The organism is Nonomuraea sp. bgisy101, from assembly GCF_057708945.1.
Map to the genome: position 1 here is coordinate 153500 of NZ_JBYITD010000020.1, position 21204 is coordinate 174703.

The 21204-nt window shown below is 68.4% G+C and carries 20 protein-coding genes, 1 tRNA gene and 1 pseudogene; 11 read left to right on the top strand and 11 right to left on the bottom strand.

Going from position 1 to position 21204, the window contains the following annotated elements; genetic code table 11:
• Positions 1 to 26: 26 nt before the first annotated feature.
• Entirely contained in the window at positions 27 to 794 is a 768-nt protein-coding gene (locus tag AC3EO4_RS33260; protein WP_379569465.1) for an AfsR/SARP family transcriptional regulator, read from the bottom strand.
• 305 nt (positions 795 to 1099) lie between these two features.
• On the opposite strand from AC3EO4_RS33260, the gene AC3EO4_RS33265 reads away from it, so the two are divergent.
• The 3 genes from AC3EO4_RS33265 (at position 1100) to AC3EO4_RS33275 (ending at position 6092) form a co-directional block, all read left to right on the top strand.
• Positions 1100 to 3640 (top strand): AfsR/SARP family transcriptional regulator, encoded by a 2541-nt coding sequence (locus tag AC3EO4_RS33265; protein WP_431899323.1) that lies wholly within the window; start codon positions 1100 to 1102, stop codon positions 3638 to 3640.
• A 51-nt stretch (positions 3641 to 3691) separates the two neighbouring features.
• On the top strand, positions 3692 to 4249 hold the full coding sequence (locus tag AC3EO4_RS33270) for a CGNR zinc finger domain-containing protein (RefSeq protein WP_431899325.1): 558 nt from the start codon (positions 3692 to 3694) through the stop codon (positions 4247 to 4249).
• Positions 4250 to 4466: 217 nt separating this feature from the next.
• Positions 4467 to 6092 carry an ABC-F family ATP-binding cassette domain-containing protein gene (locus AC3EO4_RS33275; RefSeq protein WP_431899327.1) on the top strand — a complete coding sequence of 542 codons (1626 nt, stop codon included), beginning with the start codon at positions 4467 to 4469 and terminating at the stop codon, positions 6090 to 6092.
• A gap of 69 nt (positions 6093 to 6161) precedes the next feature.
• On the opposite strand, the gene AC3EO4_RS33280 is transcribed toward AC3EO4_RS33275, so the two are convergent.
• Complete coding sequence (locus AC3EO4_RS33280) at positions 6162 to 6314, bottom strand: hypothetical protein (protein WP_431899328.1); 153 nt, start codon at positions 6312 to 6314, stop codon at positions 6162 to 6164.
• A 221-nt stretch (positions 6315 to 6535) separates the two neighbouring features.
• Here AC3EO4_RS33280 and AC3EO4_RS33285 point away from each other — a divergent pair, with 221 nt between their 5' ends.
• Positions 6536 to 7606 carry a helix-turn-helix domain-containing protein gene (locus tag AC3EO4_RS33285; protein ID WP_431899330.1) on the top strand — a complete coding sequence of 357 codons (1071 nt, stop codon included), beginning with the start codon at positions 6536 to 6538 and terminating at the stop codon, positions 7604 to 7606.
• A 275-nt stretch (positions 7607 to 7881) separates the two neighbouring features.
• Here AC3EO4_RS33285 and AC3EO4_RS33290 read toward each other — a convergent pair whose 3' ends face one another.
• Both AC3EO4_RS33290 and AC3EO4_RS33295 read right to left on the bottom strand, forming a co-directional pair.
• Positions 7882 to 8295, bottom strand: a complete 414-nt coding sequence (locus tag AC3EO4_RS33290; protein ID WP_431899331.1) for a hypothetical protein — start codon at positions 8293 to 8295, stop codon at positions 7882 to 7884.
• Between the two features lie 205 nt (positions 8296 to 8500).
• Positions 8501 to 10717 (bottom strand): hypothetical protein, encoded by a 2217-nt coding sequence (locus AC3EO4_RS33295; protein WP_431899333.1) that lies wholly within the window; start codon positions 10715 to 10717, stop codon positions 8501 to 8503.
• 241 nt (positions 10718 to 10958) lie between these two features.
• Between AC3EO4_RS33295 and AC3EO4_RS33300 the strand changes: the two genes are divergently transcribed.
• The 3 genes from AC3EO4_RS33300 to AC3EO4_RS33310 all read left to right on the top strand — a co-directional run bounded on the left by AC3EO4_RS33300 (position 10959) and on the right by AC3EO4_RS33310 (position 13574).
• Positions 10959 to 12038, top strand: coding sequence for a hypothetical protein (locus AC3EO4_RS33300; RefSeq protein ID WP_431899335.1), 1080 nt, complete (start codon positions 10959 to 10961; stop codon positions 12036 to 12038).
• A gap of 167 nt (positions 12039 to 12205) precedes the next feature.
• Positions 12206 to 12610: a hypothetical protein gene (locus AC3EO4_RS33305; protein ID WP_431899336.1), complete on the top strand. Its 405-nt coding sequence runs from the start codon at positions 12206 to 12208 to the stop codon at positions 12608 to 12610.
• 436 nt (positions 12611 to 13046) lie between these two features.
• On the top strand, positions 13047 to 13574 hold the full coding sequence (locus tag AC3EO4_RS33310) for a hypothetical protein (RefSeq protein WP_431899338.1): 528 nt from the start codon (positions 13047 to 13049) through the stop codon (positions 13572 to 13574).
• A gap of 114 nt (positions 13575 to 13688) precedes the next feature.
• Here the strand turns inward: AC3EO4_RS33310 and AC3EO4_RS33315 are convergent, their stop codons facing one another.
• Positions 13689 to 14234 carry a hypothetical protein gene (locus AC3EO4_RS33315; RefSeq protein ID WP_431899339.1) on the bottom strand — a complete coding sequence of 182 codons (546 nt, stop codon included), beginning with the start codon at positions 14232 to 14234 and terminating at the stop codon, positions 13689 to 13691.
• Between the two features lie 375 nt (positions 14235 to 14609).
• Here AC3EO4_RS33315 and AC3EO4_RS33320 point away from each other — a divergent pair, with 375 nt between their 5' ends.
• Positions 14610 to 15239: a hypothetical protein gene (locus AC3EO4_RS33320; RefSeq protein ID WP_431899340.1), complete on the top strand. Its 630-nt coding sequence runs from the start codon at positions 14610 to 14612 to the stop codon at positions 15237 to 15239.
• Positions 15240 to 15457: 218 nt separating this feature from the next.
• Here AC3EO4_RS33320 and AC3EO4_RS33325 read toward each other — a convergent pair whose 3' ends face one another.
• The 3 genes from AC3EO4_RS33325 to AC3EO4_RS33335 form a co-directional block, all read right to left on the bottom strand.
• Entirely contained in the window at positions 15458 to 15949 is a 492-nt protein-coding gene (locus tag AC3EO4_RS33325) for a DinB family protein (protein WP_379569444.1), read from the bottom strand.
• A 166-nt stretch (positions 15950 to 16115) separates the two neighbouring features.
• Entirely contained in the window at positions 16116 to 16667 is a 552-nt protein-coding gene (locus AC3EO4_RS33330; RefSeq protein WP_431899342.1) for a zinc-binding dehydrogenase, read from the bottom strand.
• A 110-nt stretch (positions 16668 to 16777) separates the two neighbouring features.
• Positions 16778 to 17431, bottom strand: a complete 654-nt coding sequence (locus AC3EO4_RS33335; protein WP_431899343.1) for a histidine phosphatase family protein — start codon at positions 17429 to 17431, stop codon at positions 16778 to 16780.
• A gap of 364 nt (positions 17432 to 17795) precedes the next feature.
• On the opposite strand from AC3EO4_RS33335, the gene AC3EO4_RS33340 reads away from it, so the two are divergent.
• Complete coding sequence (locus AC3EO4_RS33340) at positions 17796 to 18170, top strand: hypothetical protein (RefSeq protein ID WP_431899344.1); 375 nt, start codon at positions 17796 to 17798, stop codon at positions 18168 to 18170.
• Between the two features lie 120 nt (positions 18171 to 18290).
• Positions 18291 to 18658: pseudogene (locus tag AC3EO4_RS33345) on the top strand (helix-turn-helix domain-containing protein); the annotation flags it as partial.
• Between the two features lie 51 nt (positions 18659 to 18709).
• Here AC3EO4_RS33345 and AC3EO4_RS33350 read toward each other — a convergent pair.
• The 3 genes from AC3EO4_RS33350 to AC3EO4_RS33360 form a co-directional block, all read right to left on the bottom strand.
• Positions 18710 to 18967, bottom strand: a complete 258-nt coding sequence (locus AC3EO4_RS33350; protein WP_431899418.1) for a hypothetical protein — start codon at positions 18965 to 18967, stop codon at positions 18710 to 18712.
• A 266-nt stretch (positions 18968 to 19233) separates the two neighbouring features.
• The gene (locus AC3EO4_RS33355; protein ID WP_431899346.1) at positions 19234 to 19536 is read right to left on the bottom strand and encodes a DUF6980 family protein; all 303 of its coding nucleotides are present in this window, start codon (positions 19534 to 19536) and stop codon (positions 19234 to 19236) included.
• 109 nt (positions 19537 to 19645) lie between these two features.
• Positions 19646 to 19719 (bottom strand) — tRNA-Gly (locus AC3EO4_RS33360).
• Between AC3EO4_RS33360 and dcd the strand changes: the two genes are divergently transcribed.
• Positions 19705 to 20394 (top strand): dCTP deaminase, encoded by a 690-nt coding sequence (dcd, locus tag AC3EO4_RS33365; RefSeq protein WP_431899348.1) that lies wholly within the window; start codon positions 19705 to 19707, stop codon positions 20392 to 20394. The two genes, AC3EO4_RS33360 and dcd, sit on opposite strands and share 15 nt — an antisense overlap.
• Positions 20395 to 21204 lie beyond the last annotated feature (810 nt).

The window sequence follows — 21204 nt, forward strand, 5'->3', positions numbered from 1 at the left end:
GCCGGTGTGCCGGCCCGTGGAGCGGCTCAGACAAGTGAGACGTCAGCTGCCGTCCTGATCCTGGCGTACATCCTGCGCAGGCCGGGACCAGGCTCCAGGCCCAGGTCGTCGTCCAGCAACCGGGCGATCAGACGGTAGGCCGACAGTGCCTCCCCGCGGTGGCCGTCACGGTCGAGGGCCCACATCAGCAGCTCCCACAACCGCTCGCGATACGGCTCGGCCGCCGTCGCGAGCTTCAGCTCGGCGATCGCCTCGCCGCAGTCGCCCCGCTCGATGTCAGCCGCCCAGCGCTCCTCGACGGCCGAAGCACGCAGCTGTTCGAGCCAGGCGCGGCGGCCCGCGAAGAAGGCTCCGCTCAGCCCGTCCAGCGCCGGTCCGCGCCACAGCGCCAGCGCGCCGCGCAGCAGCCGGGAGGCCTCCGCGACCTCCCCACGCTCGCGGGCCTCCCTGGCAGCGGCGGTGGTCTGCCTGAACACCGTCACGTCCACCGCGCCGGGATCCACGACCAGCTGGTAGCCCCGGCCCGCCGACCTGATCTCCGCCTCGGTGCCCAGCCCGGCCGAACCACCCTCGGCCAGCACCCGGCGCAGGCGGGAGACGTAAGTGCGCGTGCTCACGCCGGCACTGCGCGGCGCCTCGGGGCCCCACACCGCGCTCACGATCTCGTCGAGCGGAACCTGACGCCCCTCGCTCAGGAGCAGCAGGGCGAGCACCCCCCGCTGTTGCGGAGACCCGACCTCCAGATCTTCCCCGCCGCGCCAGACCCTGATCGGACCCAGTAACCCGAAACTCACCCCGGCCATCGAGGTTCCCCCAACCCTCCCGCGTAGCGAGACCGTCGCTGACGCCCTGGAGCCGTGCCCGGGCGTCTCTGACCGACCCTACTGACGCCGCGTCGGGCCCATCGCCGCGCTGTCGAGCTCGTCAGCGGTCCGTAATCTTTCCGTCCCCGGGGCACGGGCCGCGAACGACGTACACGTACGGCGTCACGTGACGGTCGCGAAGGCGATCCGGGCGAACCTACCTTCTGCGACGTACTACCGCGGGGCCGTGCGACAGGCCGGCCGCCGTGCATTCTCGCGAAGGAAGCGTCCCGATCGTGACTGGAGAGCCGAATGCGTGCAGGTTCACCGTTCTCGGACCGCCCGGCCTCGATTGCGGTGACACGCGGCTGGGTCTCGGCGCGCCGCAGCAACAGGCCGTCCTGATGCTGCTGCTGGCCAACAGCGGCTGCTTCGTACGGATCGGTGAGCTGGTCGACGGCCTATGGGGCGAGCATGCGCCGGCCACTGGCGAAGCCGTCATCCGGACCTACATCTCCCGCATCCGGCGACTGCTGTCCGAGCACGGACTGGGCACGGCGATCAGCTCGCAGGCCGGAGGCTACATGCTGGACCCGTCGCTGTTCGCGTTGGACGCCACCGAGTTCGCCAACCTGGTCGAGACCGCCAGGGAAGAGCGCGCGAGCGGGCACATCGCGGCGGCCGCGAAGCGCCTGGAGCAGGCGCTCGACCTCTGGACGGGCACGGCGATGGCCGGGGTCCCGGGCGAGGCCGTCGAACGCGAGCGGTTCCGGTTGGAACGGCTGAAGCTGACAGTCACCCAGGAACTGCTGCGACTCCGCCTCGAGCTGGGGGAGCACGCCGAGGTGGTGGCCGAGGTCCCGCTGCTCATCGAGCAGAACCGGCTCGAAGAGCCGTTGTATGAGATCTACCTGCTCGGCCTGTACCGCAGCGGCAGGCGGGCACAGGCGCTCGAGGTCTACAGAACGGTCTATGACCTGCTGGGCAAGGAGCTGGGCGCAAGTCCTGGACCGCGGCTGCGGGAGATCCACGACAAGATCCTCCGGGCCGACGCGGACCACGACGACGAGTTCGCCTCCGCTCCATGGGCCGAGCCGCCCGCCGTCCACTCCCCAGAGGAGCCGCCTGCCTCGCCCGAGCCGGCGGGCACGAAGCCGGAGCGGTCTCCCGATCGGCAGTTCGTCGGCAGGGGTACGGAACGTGCCGCCTTCCAGGAACTGCTGAAGAGGAGTCGTGGGGAACGTCCAGGTCTTCTCTTCGTCCGCGGACCCGCCGGCATCGGCAAGTCGACGCTGTTGCGCAGGTTCGCGGACGACGCCGCTGCCGCAGGCCGGCGAGTATGCCACCTCCACGGCTCGGCGACCACGCAAGCACGCGAACACCTCGAACGATTCGCGCAGGAGCTCTCGGGTGTCTCCGGCGGGGTTCTCCTCATCGACTCCTTCGAGGAGCTGGAAGAAGCCGAACCGTGGCTGCGCGACGAATACCTCCGGCAGCTGCCCGATGACGCGATCATCGTGGTGGCGGGCCGGACCGGGCCGAGCGCCGCCTGGCTCACCGACCCGGCCTGGGCCGGGACGATCGTGATCCGGCACCTCGAAGCCCTCACCGTCGCAGAGTCTGCCGCGCTGGTAGAGGCCCGCGGCGTCGACCCCGGCCTCCAGAGGTCCATCGTGGACTTCGCCGCAGGCAACCCTTTCGCCCTGTCGCTCGCCGCAGAGGTCAGCAGGAGCATGTCGGCCACGGGAATGCCGTCGCGCCGTGACGCCGTGCGGTACGTGGTCGACAACGTGCTCGCACTCCTGGCCGGCAGCGTGCCGACAGAAGTGCACCGGTCGGCGCTGCACGTGTGCGCGCTTGCCCGCCACACCACCGAGGACCTCCTCAGGGCGGTGGTGCCGGAAGGCCAGGCGGCGGAACTGTTCGACTGGCTCCGAGCGCAGCCGTATGTCGAAGCCGCCGCCCACGGTTTGGAGATCAACGGTGTGCTGCGCGAGGCCCTCGAACACGACCTCCGGTGGCGGGACCCCGTCGGCTACGAGCGGATGCACCTGCGGATCCGCCATTACGCCATGGGCCGGTTCCTGCGCGACGCCCGGGACCCGCACGCATGCGTGGCGGTCATGCGGACGATCAGCCATCTGCGCCGGCGCGGCGGGCCCGTGCGCCGGTACGTCTCACGGGTGGACGAGGTCTCACGGGTGGACGAGGAGGATATGCGGTCGTCCGGGGCGACCCCTGCTGACCACGACGAACTCGTCACCATGGCACGCGAGACCCACGGCGAGGTCACGGCCGCGTCCGTCCGGTTCTGGCTGGGCCGTCAGCCAGAGGCCTTCACCCTGCTCCGGTGTCGCACGAGCAACCGCCTGCGCGCCTTCATGAGCTGGCTGACCCTGCCGGCGCCGGAGCGGGAAGAGCGGGAGGCCGACCCCGTGGTGGGGGAGATCTGGCGCGACGTGAGCCGGCGGATGGCGGTGCCTCCCGGGGCGCACGTCGCTGTCGCTCGGCATCTGATCTTCCCGGACTTCGAGGCCATGCCGTCGCCCGTCACGGACGTCTTCCAGGCGCGGATGATGCGGGGCTGGCTGCACGAACCCGGCTTGGCGGCCTCGTACCTGGTCGTCGCGAACGGCCGGTGGTGGCGGCGGTTGATGGAGTATCTGGGCCACTACGAGGTGGAGCGCGTACGGGCGGATCACTCGTACGCGATCTTCGGTCACGACTGGCTGGCCGACCCGCCGGAGGAATGGCGAGACCGCCACCTGGACGACGAGCTGTGGGCGGAACGGCACCTGAACCTGTTCCTCCGCCAGGACGCATACGGTGACGGCTGACAGAACCGGCTTCCGATTGCGCGGCTCGAAGTCACCTGTCAAGCTGGTGACGTGAAGCACGTGTTTCTGTGCGGCGACCCCGCGCTCGACCTTGCCTGCACGCTCCGCGCGCGCCGTACGGAGCGTGTCGAGACGCTCGACGTCCCCGGCCGGCTCGACGCCTGGTACCTGGAGTCCGGCATCGTCGACGCCGTCTCCCCCTGCCAGGAAGTGGATCTGGCCCAGGCTGTGGCGATACGGGAGGCCGTCTACGCGCTGGTCACCGCCAGGCTCGCCGGTGAAGGATACGACGACGAGGCGCTCGCCCTGGTGAACGAGACCGCGCGCAAGCCCCCGGCGGCGCCCCAGCTCACGGCCGAAGGGCGGTGGGTCGAGGCGACCCCCGCGCAGGCGCTGTCCACCGTGGCTCGGCACGCCATCGAACTGCTCAGCGGGCCGGAGGTCCCGCTGATGAAGGAGTGTGCCAACCCCGAGTGCACCAAGATCTTCATCGATCGGTCGCGGGGCGGGCGCCGGGAGTGGTGCGGCATGGAGTCGTGCGGCAACAAGATCAAGGCGGCTGCTTACCGGGCGCGCAAGAAGGAGGCCCAGGTGGCCGGCGCACGCTGATCCCGGCGGCTGCTATGGTGAAAGACGCTCGAGATCGGAAGCTAGGAGACCAGACGTGGCAGGTGACGACGACATCTCCGGGTGATACCGGAGGTTGACCGGCCCCGGCAGGCGCACATGGCGCCGCCGACGTGGCCATTGGTCGTCGTTCCCCGAACCCCTGTCCCCTTTTCCGGGCGGCTTCGGCACGCCCGCGTTCTCGTACGAGGTCTCTCGCATGTCCGATGCGTTCATCATCTGCTCCCACCTGTCCTTCTCCTGGCCTGACGACACGCCCGTCTTCAGCGACCTGTCCTTCACCGTGGGCGGCGGCCGTACCGGCCTCGTCGCCCCGAACGGTGTGGGCAAGAGCACGCTGCTCAAGCTGATCGCCGGCGAACACGCGCCCCGCGGCGGCAGCGTGTCCGTCGACGGCGTGCTCGGCTACCTGCCGCAGAGCCTGCCCCTTACCGGCGACCTGACCGTGGCCGAGGTCCTCGGCATCGCCCCGGTGATCGCCGCGCTGGACGCCATCGAATCGGGCGACGCCGGCGAGGAGCACTTCACCACGATCGGCAACGACTGGGACATCGAGGAGCGCACCCGTGCCCAGCTCGACCGGCTCGGGCTGGGCGACCTCGCGTTCGACCGCACGCTGGGCACGCTGAGCGGCGGCCAGGTCGTGTCGCTCGGCCTGGCCGCCCAGCTCCTCAAGCGGCCCGACGTCCTGCTGCTCGACGAGCCGACGAACAACCTCGACCTCGGCGCGCGCCGCAAACTCTACGACGTGCTCGGCGACTGGAACGGCTGCCTGCTCGTGGTCAGTCACGACCGGGCCCTGCTCGACCGTATGGACCGCATCGCCGAGCTCGGCCGGGGCGAGGTCCGCTTCTACGGCGGCGACTTCACCGCGTACGAGGAAGCCGTGCGCACCGAGCAGGAGGCCGCTGAACGCAACGTGCGCAGCGCCGAGCAGGAGCTCAAGCGCGAGAAGCGGGAGATGCAGCAGGCCCGCGAGCGCGCCGAGCGCCGGGCCGGCAACGCCGCCCGCAACCTCAAGAACGCCGGCCTGCCGCGCATCTTCGCGGGGAACATGAAACGGGGCGCCCAGGAGTCCGCCGGGCGGGCGGGCCAGATGCACGCCGCCCGCGTCAGCGACGCCAAGACCAGGCTCGACGAGGCCGGGCGGGCGCTGCGTGACGACCTCAAGCTCGCGCTGGAGCTGCGAGGGACCAACGTGCCCGCGGGGCGTACCGTCTTCCACGGCGAACGCCTGCAGGCACGCGGCCTGTTCGCCGAGCCGGGCATCGACCTGACCGTCCGCGGGCCCGAGCGCATCGCGCTGACCGGTCCCAATGGCGCGGGCAAGTCCACTTTGCTGCGCCTGATCAGCGGCGAGCTGGAGCCCGACGGCGGGCGGGCAGGGCGGGCCGACGGCCGGGTGGCCTACCTGTCACAGCGGCTGGACCTGCTCGACGTCGAGCGCACCGTGGCGGAGAACCTGGCCGTGTTCGCCCCCAGCATGCCGGAAGCGGAGCGGATGAACATGCTCGCCCGCTTCCTGTTTCGCGGCGCGCGTGCGCACCTGCCGGTAGGCGTGTTGTCGGGCGGCGAACGGCTGCGCGCCACCCTGGCGTGCGTGCTGTGCGCCGAGCCGGCGCCCCAGCTCCTGCTGCTTGACGAGCCCACCAACAACCTCGACCTGGTCAGCGTGGGGCAACTGGAGAGCGCGCTCAGCGCGTATGAGGGGGCGTTCGTGGTGGTCAGCCACGACGAGCGGTTCCTCGCGGAGATCAAGGTGGAGCGCTGGCTGGAGCTGTCCGAGGGGCGGCTGCTGGAGATCGGAGGGCCCGCCGGCGAGTGACACGCTGCGGCTGGGCGGCTGGGCGGCCGTCTGGCCGCCTGGCCTCAACCGCGCCCACGAGCTCGCCGCTCAGAGGGAGCGGGAGCGTCTCCTCGGCAGGATCGCGACGGCGGGCGAGCCGGCAGGTTCGGCGACGGCGGGCGAGCCGGTCAAGGTGAGCGCGGGGAGGGCGAGGGTCGCTGCTGCGATGGCACGGGCGGCGATGCGCTGAAATGATCTCACTGCATGACTGCTGTCGGAACGAGATGGTGTGAGACCGCTTTCGGAAGGCCGGTGCCGTGTCCACCACCCGTGGACAGCGCATGCGGGCAACGACCGGACACCCGCCACGTCCGGACAGAAGCTGACCAGCGAGGGAACGAGGACGTAGGCGAGTGTCAGATCTCGATGACCCGATCTCCGAGGATGGACGTGGACGACGGCCAGGACCTGGTGAGGACCCCGTGGCCGTCTTCATCGCACAGTTACGGGCGCTGCATCAGCGGCAGGGGGCGCCGTCGGTGCGGGAGTTGGCGGACAGGACCAGGCGCGCCCAGGCACCGTACTCGAAGTCGGTCATCGGCCAGGCGTTGCAGGGACATCGTCTGCCGTCGGAAGGAGTGCTGCGAGCGCTGGTTCACGCTCTCGGCGTCGACGACGCCCAACCCTGGCTGGAGCGCCGTGCCCAGGCCCTCGCAGCCACCAGAACCACACCGACGGTGCAGCCGGAGAACCCTGTCGAGCAGGCTGCCGACGAGCGCGACAGCACCGATGAACAGTCCGCCTCAGCCCGGGAGAGCCCTGCCCGGCATCATGCGGCCGGCCCTGGCCACAAGCTCCTGTCGCGCGCGCCCTCCACGCGATGGATGGCCACACTGGTGGTCGTGGCAGCGGTCGTGGTGCTCGTCACGGCCGGGATGTCGGCTCTTGGCGGTACAGACGCGGGCGCCGGCTCCGTGCCCACCGGGACAGGGTCGTCGCCCGTCACACCTGAGGCCGCGTCCCCCCAGACGACCGCCCCGGCCACGGCTTCCACGCCAAGCCGTGCCACGCCCGTCGGCGAGAACACCTGGAGCGCGGTGCACGGTCTCGGCTGCCAGGCGGAATGGTCCTACGCCGACCCCGGCTGGAGACGGGCCGGCGGAGGCTGGAGGCAGGACGGCTGCACAGGCACGTCGCTGTTCCTGCAGGTGGCCTCCGAACCGGGGCATGCCACCCAGGGCGTGTTCTGGTACTTCGACACCCGGCCTGAAGCCAGGTGCACCATCGAGGCGTTCATCGCCGACGACCGGCGTTCAGCCGGCACCGCCTTCTACTACCTGGACGACGACGACACCACTTCCCCGCACCTGGCAGGACCGGTCACCGTCGACCAGCGGGCCCATCGCGGCGCCTGGGTCACCCTGGGCAGCTGGCCGGTCCCCGGACCGGGACGCCTGACCCTCATCCTGGCCAACCAACCCCGTCAAGCCCACGACACCTACACCGTGACCGCGTCCGCGGCCCGAGCCACGTGCCGTTGGAGCGGTGAATAGGCTCCGTCCGTCAGCGGGTCGTCGCTTCCCGGACGGTGCGAGTACGGCGACCGCGCGTCCCTCCCCGCCAGTGCCGGTGCTGTCGCGCGGCCAGGCTTTCGGCTGTGGTCTCTGCTGTCCCGACGCGGGCGAGTGTCGTCTCATGCGGCGAGAGCACCGGAACGAAAGTCACCAAGGCCCTCGGGGCCCGGCCATGGCGGGACTTCCGCTCCGGTGCGCCGCGCATGCGACAGATCAGGCCGGCCGGGCCGGCACCGGCGACTTCCGCGCGCCCGTCACCCTCTGGAGTTCGCGCACTTCTTGATCTGCTTGCGGATGTCGTCGCCGGTGTTGACCCACGCGTCGGTCAGCACCGTTTGCGTGCCGTCACCGCTGGAGGCGTATCCGCCGCCCACGGAGATCCAGGCGGTGGTCGAACCGTACGGGCCGGTGACCTTGGGACCCTCCAGCCAGCACACCGGATAGATCGGCGCCCCGTACGCGTACCACCTCATGGGGCGCTTGTTGAAGTCGATTCTGTACTCCTCTCCATCCGCGGTCCCACCGATGACGGTTGCCTCGAACGAGGCGAGCCCCGCCGTGTTGATCACCTTTCCGGTGAGTGCCTGCTTGGTCGCGGCCGCACTCGGCAAGGCCGCCATCCCCATTGCCAGGAACCCGCTCACAATCAGCGCGCCAGCCGTCCTCATCGTCTGCTCCCTTCGTGACGAACAGTGCGAGATCACTTTCGGAGGGCCGGTACGGTGTCCACCACCCGTGGACAGCACGTGCGGACAACAACCGGACACCCGCCATACGTGGGCCCGGTGTTGTGTCGCTCGCCGGCAGGTGACGGCCGCCACGGCGAACCGGGGGCTCCAGCGAGGTTCTCGAGTCTTTCGGCAACCGCGGCGGCTATTCGCCTTCGTCGCCCTGGCCACGGTGCTCGTTCTTGTCGCCGGCGGATCGGGCGCGCCGGTCGAAGTCGTCCCTGGTGCTCTTACCGTCGGGGTGCCTGGCGGCGGCCGTCCCGTCCACGGCCGCGAGGGCGGCCGCCGTCCCGTCCACGGCCGCGAGCGCCGTCCGGCAGAGGCGGAGCAGTTCCTCGTCCTCGCCCAGCCCCGCGCTGCTGTACACGTCCTCGCTCACGTTGTGTCGGCGCGCCCGGCTCAGCTCGGCGGACAGCAGTCGGCGGGCGTCCGCCGCGGCCGGTCCGATCTCGGCCCAGAGCGACGCGACCTGGCGCCGGGTGTGCACGTTCACCGTCCATGCCTGCTCCAGCGCCGGCAGCACTGGTGCCGGGTCGCCGGTCGCCCGCCACAGCGCGCGGGCGGCCGACAGTGGCAGCCAGCGGTAAGGGTCCTTGCGCCGGGCCAGGCGGCGCAGCCGAGCGAGGTGCGGCTTGGCGGCCGGGCCCAGCGCGGCGAGCAGCTCCGTCCCGTCCTGCCAGGCGTATTCGCTGTCGTTGTCGAGGCACCGGCCGGCAACCGAGAGTGCGATGTCGGCGTCCCCGCTGACCTGCCACAGCGCCTTCGCCGCCGGCACCGCCAGTTGCCGGTCCTGGCCGGCGGCGGCCTCGCGCAGAACCGGCAGGCATTCGGGCGCTTCGGGGGCGAGCGCCACGAGCGCACGGAGCACGCCAGGGGTGAGCGGCCCTGCGAGCAGGTCGGGCAGAGCCGGGGCGGCGGCTGGGCCGATCGCGGCGAGTGCGAAGGCCATGCCGTCACGGCGATGGTCGTGCGGGTCGTCGGAGCACAGATCGCGCAGGCGGCGGCGCAGCAGGGGCACCAGCGGTGCCGCGCGCGGTCCGAATCCGATCACGAGCGAGCCGATGTGGCGTGGCATCGGCTCACGGTCGAGTACCCAGGCCAGCATCGGCAGGGCCCGCGCGTCCCCCGTGCCGCTGAGCGCTTCCAACGCCGGGCCCACGGTCGGCAGGTCGCCGGGCCATTCGATGACCCATGGCAGCTCCCTCTCGTCGGCCCTCGTGTGCGGCAGGGAACGTACGGGAGCGTCCGTCAACGCCTTGGCCAGCGCGTCGGCGGCTGGAGCGGCCAGCGCGCCCAGAGGCCTCAGCACGCTGACGGCGCGCGGGCGCGTACGTGCATGCCCGTCGTGCACCTGGCCGGCGATCAGCTTGACGAGCTCCCCGTAATCGCCCCGCCAGCCCTCGATGAGCCGGCCCGCGGGCCACAGGGCGTCCAGGCGGCACTCCCAGTCCGGTGAACGAAGCAGGGCCGCCAGCAGGCGTACGCGGTCGTCCACTCGGTCGCCGAAGGACAAGCTCAGGCTGCTCACCAGCTCGGCGGCCTGAGGTGCGCGTCGCCCCTCGTCCTGCTGCTCGCGCAGCCGGCGCACGGCCCCGGTGAGGGTATCGGTCTCGAACCCGGCGGGCGGGGCGACGGGGGTGCCCGAGCGGTAGACGGCGGCGACCATCTCCAGCGCGTCGCCGACCTCGGCCACCGGCGCAACGTCCGCCGCACCGGGCAACGAGGCGAGCTCGGCCAGGGCCACCAGCCGCAGCCGCGGGTCCGGATCCACGGCGACGATGCCGGCCAGCCGGTCACGGAGCGCCGAGTCAGGATGTTCCGCGCGCCGCGCCAATGTGCCCACCGTGCGGACGATCGTGGTCCGCACGGCCGTGTCACCCTCCTGCGTCAGCCGGCCGGTCAGGCACGCGAGCGCCGCCTGACCCCGATCCACGCAGGCGGGCAGCACCTCGGCCGCCGCCTCCCGCACCCGCGGGTCCGCGTCCTCCAGCAACCGCTCCCACAGCGGGTACGCGGCCGCGACCGCCTGGTTGGCCTTCCGGTACGGCCCCGACAGCCCTTCGGGATCCTCGGCGGAGCCGATGCCGGCCAGCAGCCGCACGACCTCCGGACGGCCGGGCAGTTCCGAACGCTCGGCGATGCGCAGCAGAAACGGGATCACCGCCACCGTGCATGGATAGACGTCACCCTGGTGATGCACGGCCGCGTACATGCCGTCGAGTGCGGTCTCGCGCTCGGCGGGATCGGGATGCACCAGGCCACGCAGCAGGTCCGGCACGTCGACCGCGGACCCGTAGGCGTGACGCATACGGCTCCAGCGAACCTCGTCCAGTCCGGCAAACGGATCAGCACCGTTGTTCATGGACCGCCATCTTGCCCGACGGGCACAGGAGTTGTTCGAGGCGGACGATGCCCGGATGGCCGGAGGGCTTCGGCGGCTCCCGCCTTCGGCAGGTACGGAACGACCTCATGAGGCAGAAGACAGGTGATCACTCCTGAAGTCGTGGGCAGGCGGTCCACCGGCACCGCCTGCCCACTGGGGTTCGACCCCTTCAATTCGGGGTCGGCTGCCGATCCGACAAGTGTGCAAGGATGCCAGCCTTATGCAGAATGACGCTATCCACGAGGGTTTCGCCCAGTTCGCCGCCCGTCTCTTGGCCGCCGCTCCGCTCGACCCCGCGGCGGACGCCCCGCAGGTGCTGCACTGGCCCGGGCGCAGGCTGCTGGTGCAGCGCAGGGACACCGAGCTGGCCGTCCGCGACCTGGACGGGGATGAGACGGAGGTCCGCTTCCCCGCGCCCTGGCCCCGCCGGTACGGCTCGGTGGCGGTCTCTCCCACGGGTGATCTCGCCGTGTTCGCCGGCGTGCACGCGCTGCGAGCCGTGGATTCGACCGGCGCCGTGCGGTGGGAGATCCGGCACGGCTGTTGGTCCGCCGCCGTATGTACCAAGGATCATGCCTCGTTCTCCGAGTACGCCGACGACTACTACCACGGCCACGCGGACAGCGGCTCGGCGGCCTTCTCCTCGGACGGCCGGCTCCTCTGGGCCCACATCCGCAACCGCGCGGGGCGCGACACCAAGGAGGAATGGCTGATCCTCGACCCCGCCGACGGCACGGTGCTGACCCGGGCCGAGACGATGACCGTGGGATCGGGCTCCACCCACTTCCCCCACCCGAACCCGGCGTACATGGGACTGACTGTCGGCGAGGGTGAGGAGGACTCACCTGTGCTGTGGGGACACTGGGATGGCGCGAAGCTCACTGTCCAGCGGTTCGTCGAGGAGGTATTCCTTGCCGTGAGCCCGTCCGGGGAGCACTTCCTGACAACGGATCCGGGACAGTGGTCCCTCTACCTGCACCGGGCGGAGGACGGCATGGAACTGCGGAGCCTGGACGCCGAGGAAGCCGTGCCCCCTCCCTCGAACGAGAACGACGACCGCGTTCGCTGGGACTACGAGGCGGCGTTCCCGTACGACGACACCGCCGTGGTCGGCACCGAGTACCACGCGGAGGTCCCCCGCCACTGGCTGGTCGACCCACGCACGATGGCCCTGCGCGGCCGGATCGCCTACCCCTTCCCAGTCTCGGGATCTCCCCGATCGGCGGGACAGGGCGGCTGGTACACGGTCTCCAAGGACCAGACCACCCTCCACCTGTGGAACCTGCGACAGGAGGAATGAGTCAAAGGTTCCTCACCGGCGGAACCGCCCCGGCTGGACCCTTTCCCGGATCCTGTCCGGGCAGGCGATGGCGCGTTCGTGGCGAACATCCTGGGGCCGGAGCGCCCCTGTCGGAGGCGCACTACCAACCGTTGATCACCTCAGGACCCCCACCGTACAGTCTCAGGATGGCCAGCCCCCCTCCGACGACGGCATCGCCCGGCGCAACTCAGGCGCGGTCGCTGTTGATAGCGAAGGCATGCGTCATCGTTGTCTCGGCCGTCCTCTGGGTAGCGGATTACGTCGCCTGGATGGCCGTGTCGGTTCTTGAGATGACGGCGTGCGGCCTTGATCCGATGACGGAGTATGAGACCCAGGAGTGCTCACCGCTCAGCACATGGTCAGCTGTCACCTTCTTCGCGTGGATCTTGGCGCCGATCGCGAGCGCGATGCTCCTCGGATTGATCTCACTTGTTCGTTGGCGCCGGATGGGTGCTCGACTGGCCGCGCTTTGGGTCATCCCGGTCGTGCCGTTGTCGATCGGGGTTGGTGCTGTGCTTGCGTACGTGCTCTATTGGCCGTTGTCCCTGTGATGGCCCCGTGGCCGCGGGCCCGAGTGGCGGGCACGCTCGAGACGTCCCGCGGACGGGTCTCGACAACGTCAGAGCCACGATGATCTATCAGCATGCTGTACGAGGTGCCGATCAGACGCTCACGGACGCCATCGACCGGCACATCAGCGGGATCCATGAGGGCGATGGCCGGCTCGGCCGGGATCTTGGTCCCCGTAGGACGTCAATCGCGTGAAAGATGCCCAGACTGGAATCTCTCCCGGATCCAGGCCCTCGTTGTCGGAGCGGGTGACGGGAATCGAATCCGAACTGTCGGCATCATGCGACCTGAGCGAGGAAAGCGATGACCTGGGCATATGCCGGTCGATTGACCGTAAGTGCCGGTGATTCCTTGCGCAGTCCTGGTGCGCTGGCCCAAGGCCGGAATTGTCGGTGACGGACTCTATGGTTCCCATCCATGAGCGGAGATGAGTCTTCTGTCATGCGCACCAAGCGGATGGATGTGGAGGTGGAGGACACCGGTCGGGTCTATCTCCTGGATCGGGGGGACTATGACGCCGCCGACAGGTCGGATGATCCACCGACTCAATCGGCCGGGCTCATCAAAGTGGAAGGGAGAGGCGTCGCCATCCTGAATGTCGCGCTGCAGTGGGGGATGGTTCCCTTCACGGTGACTGCCGCCGACCGTGATCCGGGTGCTGACCTTGACGGCTATGAGGACATCGCGGAGATCGGTTTCGATTCCCCGTCGGGTGAGGTCGTCCTGATCGGATGGCTCATGGACTGGGACGAGGAAAAGGCGCACAGCCTTTCTCCGCTGCTTTCCGGTCCCGGAACATACCGCTTGCGGTATCACGTCCGAGGAATGGACGAAGAGCGTTACTCGGTACATGACCATTACCTTCAGATATGGCCTGCTCCGCAGTATGATTCGGCCGTGCTGAAGACCGCGAATGAAACCCCTTCAGCACTTTCTGAACCCTGAGGCCTGACGTGAATCGAACCTGCGTCGTCACCTTGGGAGGAACAGAAGCCTCATCCTGTTCGCCGTTGCGTGGCGCGCAGGCTGTTCACGGGCTCTGTGTTTGTGGAACGCGCGTCAATGCCAGACGATGTTGTCGAGGAAGGCTTCGACGGCCGTCGTCACCTGACCGAGGACCTCGGCGGACTTGTGGAGCGGCCCCGGCAACTTCATCCCGTGATCGGCGCCATTGATCTCCAACACGTGCGACGTCAACTCCCGCGCTGTCGCGCCATCCCAGAACTCGTCCGCCGTGCCGCCGACGAGCAGGAATGGTTCCGTGGCCCGGCGCAACGCATCCACACAAGCGGGAGTCGTGAGCAGCGGCGTCAACCAGATACCCGCCAAGCCCCGGTCCGCAGCCACAGCGGCGCCGAAGGAGCCGAGCGACTTGCCGATCAGCAGCGGTGTCCCCAGCCTCTCCGCGACGGGCGACACTTGTTCGTAGACCCAGGACGGCCCCCTCTCCAGGAGGCGGTCTCTCGGCGGCGTCCATGAGATCAGTTCGATAATGGCGTCACGGCGGGCGGCCGCTTCGCTGACGTAGGCGAGTAATCCTGCCTGCGGTCCGTACATCCCTCCAGGGATGATGACGGCGTTCCGCTTCGATTCCCCTTTGCTCATCCACGTAAGTATCGCCCTTGGCAGGGTTCGCGCTCGAGTCAGATGTCGGCCGACTTCAGCGAGACTCCACCCGGTTTCGTGAGATCGGACATCGCCGTCCGCGCACTCCGTGGTGCATCAGTGGGTCGAGCATGTGGAATCAGCCGGTCTGGTGCGCTCGCGCCCTTGCGCGAGGCCCGAGCAGCCGGCGCCCGAGAGCGACCGGGGTCAAGGGCGGTCCGATGCGGCGGAGCGGGTTCAGCAAGCTCGCTGGGTGGACGGAGGCCGTACGCGCGATCGGTCTTCCAGGTCCGCATGTTCATGACCTTCGTCCCACCGAGAACATGAGCGTGGCCGCCTCGGACGCCTGACGCGCGCACTTGCATGATTGATACGTTGATCTACATGGGCGACGGGAAAAGATCACTGAACCTGACGGATATAACGACGACATTAGACATGGCGCTCGATGCGCTGGGAGCTGCGGGCGCCGACACGGCGTATCGCGTGTGTGGCACAAGTGCCGCACTTCTGCAAGGCGTACCACTCCCTGTTGGGGACATCGACGTCTTGCTCGCCAGCAGAGAAGACGTAGACACGTTCGCCGCGGCACTCTCATCGTTCCCCTGTCTATATACCGCCTCATGGTTACCCGAATCTTCGCAATACTTCGCCAGGTTCGAGGTGAATGGGGTTGAACTGGAGCTCAGCACAGTCGAACGACGAGTCGATTCCGACGCCATGGAATGTGTGGGCAGCGGGCCATGGCAGCATTACGTCCTGATCACGTGCGGTTCTCACCACGTGCCGGTGGTTCGGCTGGAACTCCGGTTGGGTTCGGAGCTCCTGCGAGACCGGGCTGATCGATATGACCCGCTCCTCGACTACATGGGTACGCGCGGGTTCGATTCTGATCTGTTGCAACGGGCAATGAATGCCTGCCGCATTCCTGCCCACCGCCAGCGGCTCATTCAAGACCGCCTCGCGCGGTCCGCCCTCGGTACCCCTTCCCTTCCTCCTGCCTGATCTTCCCGTCTGCCCGGACGTTGCGGACGGGATGATCAGGCTTGGACCTTGACCACCTACGGCCCCTGATCTGGGATCGGAGATCATCCCGGAGCCGGAGTGCCCCCGCCCGAGGCGATCAGAGGTCTGGACCGCTTTGCACCTGTTCGCCAATTCGCCGTTTCGGCGTCTCGGCCCAAGCGCGGGCGTGTGCGAGACGCCCTTGATCAGCGCGCCGTCTATCGGCCGGTGGTGCCGTCGATCTGCTCGCGGAGGATGTCGGCGTGGCCTGCGTGGCGGGCGGTTTCGCTTGTCATGTGGGCAAGGACCCAGCGCAGCGTCCGGAACTCCCCGTCGATGGGCTCCGCCACTGGGGCCGAGGGGTCACCCGCAGCGCGAATCGCGGCATCGCTTGCTTGGATCGCCGTGTGATAGTCGGCCAGGACTTGTGCGGTGTCGAGCCCGGCCGCATCCATGCCGAAGTCCCAGTCCTTCTCCGATTTGACTCCGGTCAGGTGGTACCCGAACCAGTAGCGTTCCGCCATGGTCAGGTGGTGGACCAGCCCAAGCAGGGTGGTGCCGGTGTCAACCAGGACGCGTCGTAGCTGCTCGTCGTCCAGCCCGTGGGTCTTCTTGAGAACCGATTCCCGAGCGAACGTCAGGAACGCCAGAGCGGTGTCAATCTCACCTGAGTCGTTGCGTGGTACGGGTCGACGTTGCGTCTCAGCCATTCCGTCACCCTACAGAGCCTCCCGACGAGGGGCTGTGCGGGAGCCATCTGTGGGGGAGGGGCCGCCGGCACGGTGACGCCTGGACCACTGCTGAGTTTCGGTGATGAGCTCGACGAGATCGGCGACGAGTTTCGGGCTGGTACCCACACCGCCGAAGCAGGTGAGATCAGGCGACCTTGAGGACGAGCTTGCCCGTGGTCGTGCCGGACTCGATGCGCCGGTGCGCCTCGGCGGCCTGCTCCAACGCCAATTCCTCCACGTGCAGCCGCAGGTCGCCTGCCGCCACGGCAGCGACGGCTCGGCGCAGTGCCCGTCCTGTCTCCTCAGGGTAGGTGGCGCTGAAAGCGGCCAGGTTGAACCCCGACACGGTCTTGTTGGAGAGCCACAACTCGTTGGCCGGGATGCGCACATCCTCGGCACCGCTGGCGTTGCCCATGACGATCAGGCGGCCCATCGGGTTGAGGGCATCGAGCCCGGTACGGCGTGCCGTACCGCCCACCATGTCGACCACGATGTCGAAGCCGGAGGGATGCTGATCGCGGAGCACCACCTCCTGGTAGCCGAAGCTCCTGGCCACCTTGCTCCTGGCCACCTCGATCTTGCTGGTGCTGCCTGCCGTGCCGACCACGCGGCCCGCGCTGAGCAGTCTGGCGGCCTGGCCGAGTTGACTGCCCACTCCGCCGGCCGCGGCGTGCGCCAGGACACTTTCGCCCGGCACGATGCGGGCCACCGTGCTCGGCTTGTCCCGGGTCGATGGCGGGCGGGATGATCGGGGCCCGCCTCAGCCACCCACCCTCGGGCCGACGGCGACTATTGCACCCTTGGTGATCACCCCGGAGCCGGAGTGCTCCCGCCAGGGGCTGTGGTTTCGTTGAAGCGGACGAGTGTCCATCTGGGCGGTGGCCACTGTGTGGGGTCTTGGTCGGTGGTCCACTCTGTTATCGAGGTAGGGGACACCTTCAGGTCGAAGGAGCGGTAGAGGGGCAACAGTCCGAGGGCGTTGAACGAGATCTCGACCGTTTCGGCATGGCCAACGATGATGATGGTTTCGCCGCGGTGGCGGTGGGCGAGGTCTGCGATCGTGCGGCTGGTGCGTGCCACCATCTCGGCCCAGGTCTCGTTACCTTTCTGGAAGGGGCGGTAGATGCCGCCGCCCTCGATGTCGAGACGTCGGGAGAATTCCGCGTGGGTGAGGCCGTCTGCCTCGGGCGGCGTGTGCCAAGTGCAGAGCCCACAGTCCTGGGAGGAGGACAGGCCGGTGGCCGCTGAGATCGCGGCGGCCGTTTCCACTGCCCGGGGCAGGGTCGAGGAGTAGATCGTCGCCGTGTCGTCTTCGATCTCAGTGGCGATCCGTTGCCCGAGTTGTGCGGCCTGCTTGCGTCCGGTTTCGGTGAGGCCGCGGCATCCCTTCGGACCGCCTATCACGCCCTGCCTCTTGTGGAGGGAGTCGCCGTGGCGTACGAAGAAGATCCGGGTCTGCATGCAGCGGATCATGCCAGAGGTCGGCAATCGAATCCGGTGAATATTGCGCGCCGGCCGGCGAGGAGTAAAGCGCCAGGTGGCGGCGCGGTGCAGAGGTCGGCGTGGGTATCGGGTACAGCTGGCGCGTGGTGCTGCTACGGCCCGCGGCGGCCTTTGAAGTGGAGCGGGTGACGGGAATCGAACCTGCGCTGTCAGCTTGGGAACTGCAACGATCATGGCCGCCGTACTAGCGGAAACCTGGTCAGCGGCGATGACCTCCAGACTGATAGTGACCGTGGTTGACCGCTCGTCACCTCGGGCAAATTGTACGGCGATCATGCGCTGGCGTCTTGCTTCACGATGATGGCCGTGGTCAGCTCACACCGTGAGCCACGATCGCTACCCCGGCCAGCTCGCTCTCCCCCTGAGCTTCCCCGGTCGCCGCTTCCGGATCTGGAGCTACTCACCCTCGCATAGCGAGCTCGTCTTACGGACGGAGTTCGAGCCGGATGCGCTCCACATCGAACTGCTCTTCAAATCTGTCCACCAGATCAACCTTCCCGTGGCGCTGGTAGGCGGACTCATGGTGGATATCGGCGATCCCTTGCGCGGCACAGCGGGCTTGCCCTTCGTGGTGAGAAGTGGTCACTTCGCTGGTCACGTCATCGCCGATTACCTCTTCGTGCAACAAGAGGCGCGATCAAGATACAGTCCGTTCTCGCTCTTTCACGGCTACCTCCGAAGTGAGTTCACGCGCTAGGTGTAATGACCACAGAGGTTGAGTTCGCCAAGGACACGAGCCCGATGTGATTGAAATGAGGGAGGGCCTGCGGGTTCGGTGTGGATTGCGACATCTACGCCGAGCTTGCCGGAGGCCCTCGTGTCCTACCGTAACGCCCCGCTGAGTGAAACAGGCCGGCTTCGGCTGACCCGCTGTGTCGTCGACGACGGCTGGCCCCTGCGCCGCGCCGCCGAACGCTTCCAGGTGGCCGTAACCACAGCCAAACGGTGGGCCGACCGCTACCGACAGCACGGCGCGGCCGGCATGGCCGATCGATCCTCCCTGCCACACCACAGTCCCCGATGCACCCCGACCCGAACCGAACGACGGATCATCAAGGTGCGGGTGACACGTCGTGGGGACCGGCCCGCATCGCCTAACTGCTGGTCCTGCACCCTTCCACCGTGCACCGCGTCCTGTCCCGCTACAGGCTGGCCCGCCTGCTTCCACCTCAACCACCTACAGGCCTAAGGCCCGGCGCGGCGATCATCCCGGAGCCGGAGTTCCCCGCCGGAGGCTTATTCCTTCTTGGGCCTGCTGCCCTGGTGCCAGGGATGGTCCTTGTACCGGAGGGCGTCAATCAGAGTCCGGCTGTAGCCGCTGGCCTGCACAACCTCGTCTATCTTCTCGGCGCGCGCATGCGGCGGAAGGAACTGCTGAATGAGGCTGGCAATCTGGGCGCGGGTCTGTTGGAGCTCGACCGCCATGTAACGCTCTTCCTCGCCCAGTCTGCGAAGTTCGGCGTACCGGCCGTCGGACGGTGTGCTCTCGGACATGTCGATACTTTAAGGTTTGGCGACCTTGTGCTCCCGGCGCGCGGTTCCCCCGCGCGGGACCAGCCCCCGGGCCGCATGCCCGCGCGGGGAGGGCCGCGCGCTGCCGCCTTGATCAGCACGCTGTACGGGGTGCCGACCAGACGATCACGGATGCGATCAATCGGCAGCTAGAAGAGCATGAGAGTGATGAGGACGGCGGCGCGACCGGAACGCTGGTGCCTACGGGATGACTAAGGTGCCGAGAGCCAATCGCTCCGCTGGCCGGGTCATGAGTGCAGCCAACGCCCGTCTTTGTACTCCATGGGGACCTCGGCTCCCCATGGGTCGATCCCGCGCTGCTCCAGTTCCTCGAACCAGCGATCACGCTGAGAAACGGGCAGGCGGCTCCCGCACCAAGGGCAGAAGGCGATGCCGATGGTCGAGGTCCCACCGTCATGGATGATCAGTCCGTACTCCCGGAACCTGGCGTCGAACCCTATGAGGATGTCCAGGCAGTCGAACGGATCTTCGTGATCGTCGCAGCGCCACGTCACTTGACGGGTCATCAACTCACAGCAGTGCTCGTCCATAGAGCAAGGCTCTCGTAGGACGAGACCTAATGGCCCGCGAAGATCAACCAGCCCTAGAAACGATCAAAGCCCGGGTCGGGGTTAAATCCCTGACCTGGGCCTTCATGTGTGGAGCGGGTGACGGGAATCGAACCCGCGCTGTCAGCTTGGGAAGCTGATGTTCTGCCATTGAACTACACCCGCATCGGCTGGAGCCGCGCCCACCACTGTAGCGGAAACCAGGCGCACATCAGCAACCGCGAGCCAACCGAGTTTCCCGTGGCACACGGTAAGTTGCTCAGCGTGCTGCTTTCTGACAGAGACATCCTTGCCGAGATCGAGTCCGGGCGTGTCAAGCTCGACCCGTTCGACAAGGAGATGATCCAACCGTCCAGCATCGATGTACGGCTCGACCGGTACTTCAGGGTGTTCGAGAACCACCGGTACCCGCACATCGATCCCGCTGTCGAGCAGCCTGATCTCACCCGGCAGGTGGAGCCTGAGGGCGATGAGCCGTTCATCCTGCACCCGGGGGAGTTCGTGCTGGCCAGCACGTATGAGGTGATCACGCTGCCCGACGATCTCGCGAGCCGGTTGGAGGGGAAGAGCTCGCTGGGCCGACTGGGGTTGCTGACGCATTCGACCGCGGGGTTCATCGATCCCGGCTTCTCGGGGCACGTGACGTTGGAGCTGTCAAATGTGGCCACGTTGCCGATCAAGCTGTGGCCGGGGATGAAGATCGGGCAGCTGTGCATGTTCCGGTTGAGTTCGCCGGCGGCGCATCCGTATGGGTCGGCGAAGTACGGCTCCCGCTACCAGGGGCAGCGTGGGCCGACTCCTTCCCGGTCGTTCAGGAACTTCCACCGGACCGTGATCTGACGATCCTGACGACGGCTCGTTCCTGAGGAGTGTCGGCTGTGGCCGTCCGCCGGCGCGTGTGTTCGGTCTCGTAGGCCGCCGTGGGCTCGGTGCGGGAGCAGCCGTGTGCCCGGGTGCGGAGTAGGTGACATTCGTCCTCCACGAGGGACATTCGTCCTCCACGAGGGATGGGTCCCGGCATTTCCAGGGGCCAGACGCTTCCTGTGGGAGGGGTCGTCCGTTCAGGGTGAGTTCGGTCGTTCCCGAAACAGGGCCTGCCGGGCGTCCAGGAGGCAGAGGTTGTCCGTCCAGGAGAGGGCCCTCCGTACGGCGCCGCGGGCAGGGTCGGCCGGATGCCGGGGGACAGCGGCCGGTCGTCCAGGCAGATGGGACCGGCCGTCCGGGGGACGGGGCCGATGGGACCGGTCGTCCGGGAACGGGGTTGATGGGACCGGTCGTCCGGGGGATGGGGTCGACGGGGTCGGCCGTCCGGAGGGACGCAGTCGATGGGGCGGTAGCCCGGGCCGATGGGGTCGATGGGGTCGGTTGTCCAGAGGGTGAGGCCGGGTGTTCTCGTGAGAAGATCGTCCGGGAGCGGGGATGGTGCGGTCTGTAGGGCTGCGGCCTCGGGTCTGAGGCCGTGCGTTGGCCAAGGGGGTCAAAGGGATGGGTGCGGTCGTTGCCCCCGGGCCGGAGGGTTCCCGTTTCGGGGGCCGTCGTCCGGGCGATGGGTGCCTGATCGCTCACCCCGGTTGGAGGCGCGGCGATGGGCGGCAGCCGGGCGCGGCGATGGGCGGCGACCGGGCGCGGAGATGGGCGGCGGCCGGGCGC

Excerpts from the sequence above, each read along its gene's own strand:
- AC3EO4_RS33275 (WP_431899327.1), top strand. The coding sequence starts at position 4,467 with ATGTCCGATGCGTTCATCATCTGCTCCCACCTGTCCTTCTCCTGGCCT.
- AC3EO4_RS33290 (WP_431899331.1), bottom strand. The coding sequence starts at position 8,295 with ATGAGGACGGCTGGCGCGCTGATTGTGAGCGGGTTCCTGGCAATGGGG.
- AC3EO4_RS33295 (WP_431899333.1), bottom strand. The coding sequence starts at position 10,717 with ATGAACAACGGTGCTGATCCGTTTGCCGGACTGGACGAGGTTCGCTGG.
- AC3EO4_RS33300 (WP_431899335.1), top strand. The coding sequence starts at position 10,959 with ATGCAGAATGACGCTATCCACGAGGGTTTCGCCCAGTTCGCCGCCCGT.
- AC3EO4_RS33305 (WP_431899336.1), top strand. The coding sequence starts at position 12,206 with ATGGCCAGCCCCCCTCCGACGACGGCATCGCCCGGCGCAACTCAGGCG.
- AC3EO4_RS33310 (WP_431899338.1), top strand. The coding sequence starts at position 13,047 with ATGAGCGGAGATGAGTCTTCTGTCATGCGCACCAAGCGGATGGATGTG.
- AC3EO4_RS33315 (WP_431899339.1), bottom strand. The coding sequence starts at position 14,234 with ATGAGCAAAGGGGAATCGAAGCGGAACGCCGTCATCATCCCTGGAGGG.
- AC3EO4_RS33325 (WP_379569444.1), bottom strand. The coding sequence starts at position 15,949 with ATGGCTGAGACGCAACGTCGACCCGTACCACGCAACGACTCAGGTGAG.
- AC3EO4_RS33335 (WP_431899343.1), bottom strand. The coding sequence starts at position 17,431 with ATGCAGACCCGGATCTTCTTCGTACGCCACGGCGACTCCCTCCACAAG.
- AC3EO4_RS33350 (WP_431899418.1), bottom strand. The coding sequence starts at position 18,967 with ATGTCCGAGAGCACACCGTCCGACGGCCGGTACGCCGAACTTCGCAGA.
- AC3EO4_RS33355 (WP_431899346.1), bottom strand. The coding sequence starts at position 19,536 with ATGGACGAGCACTGCTGTGAGTTGATGACCCGTCAAGTGACGTGGCGC.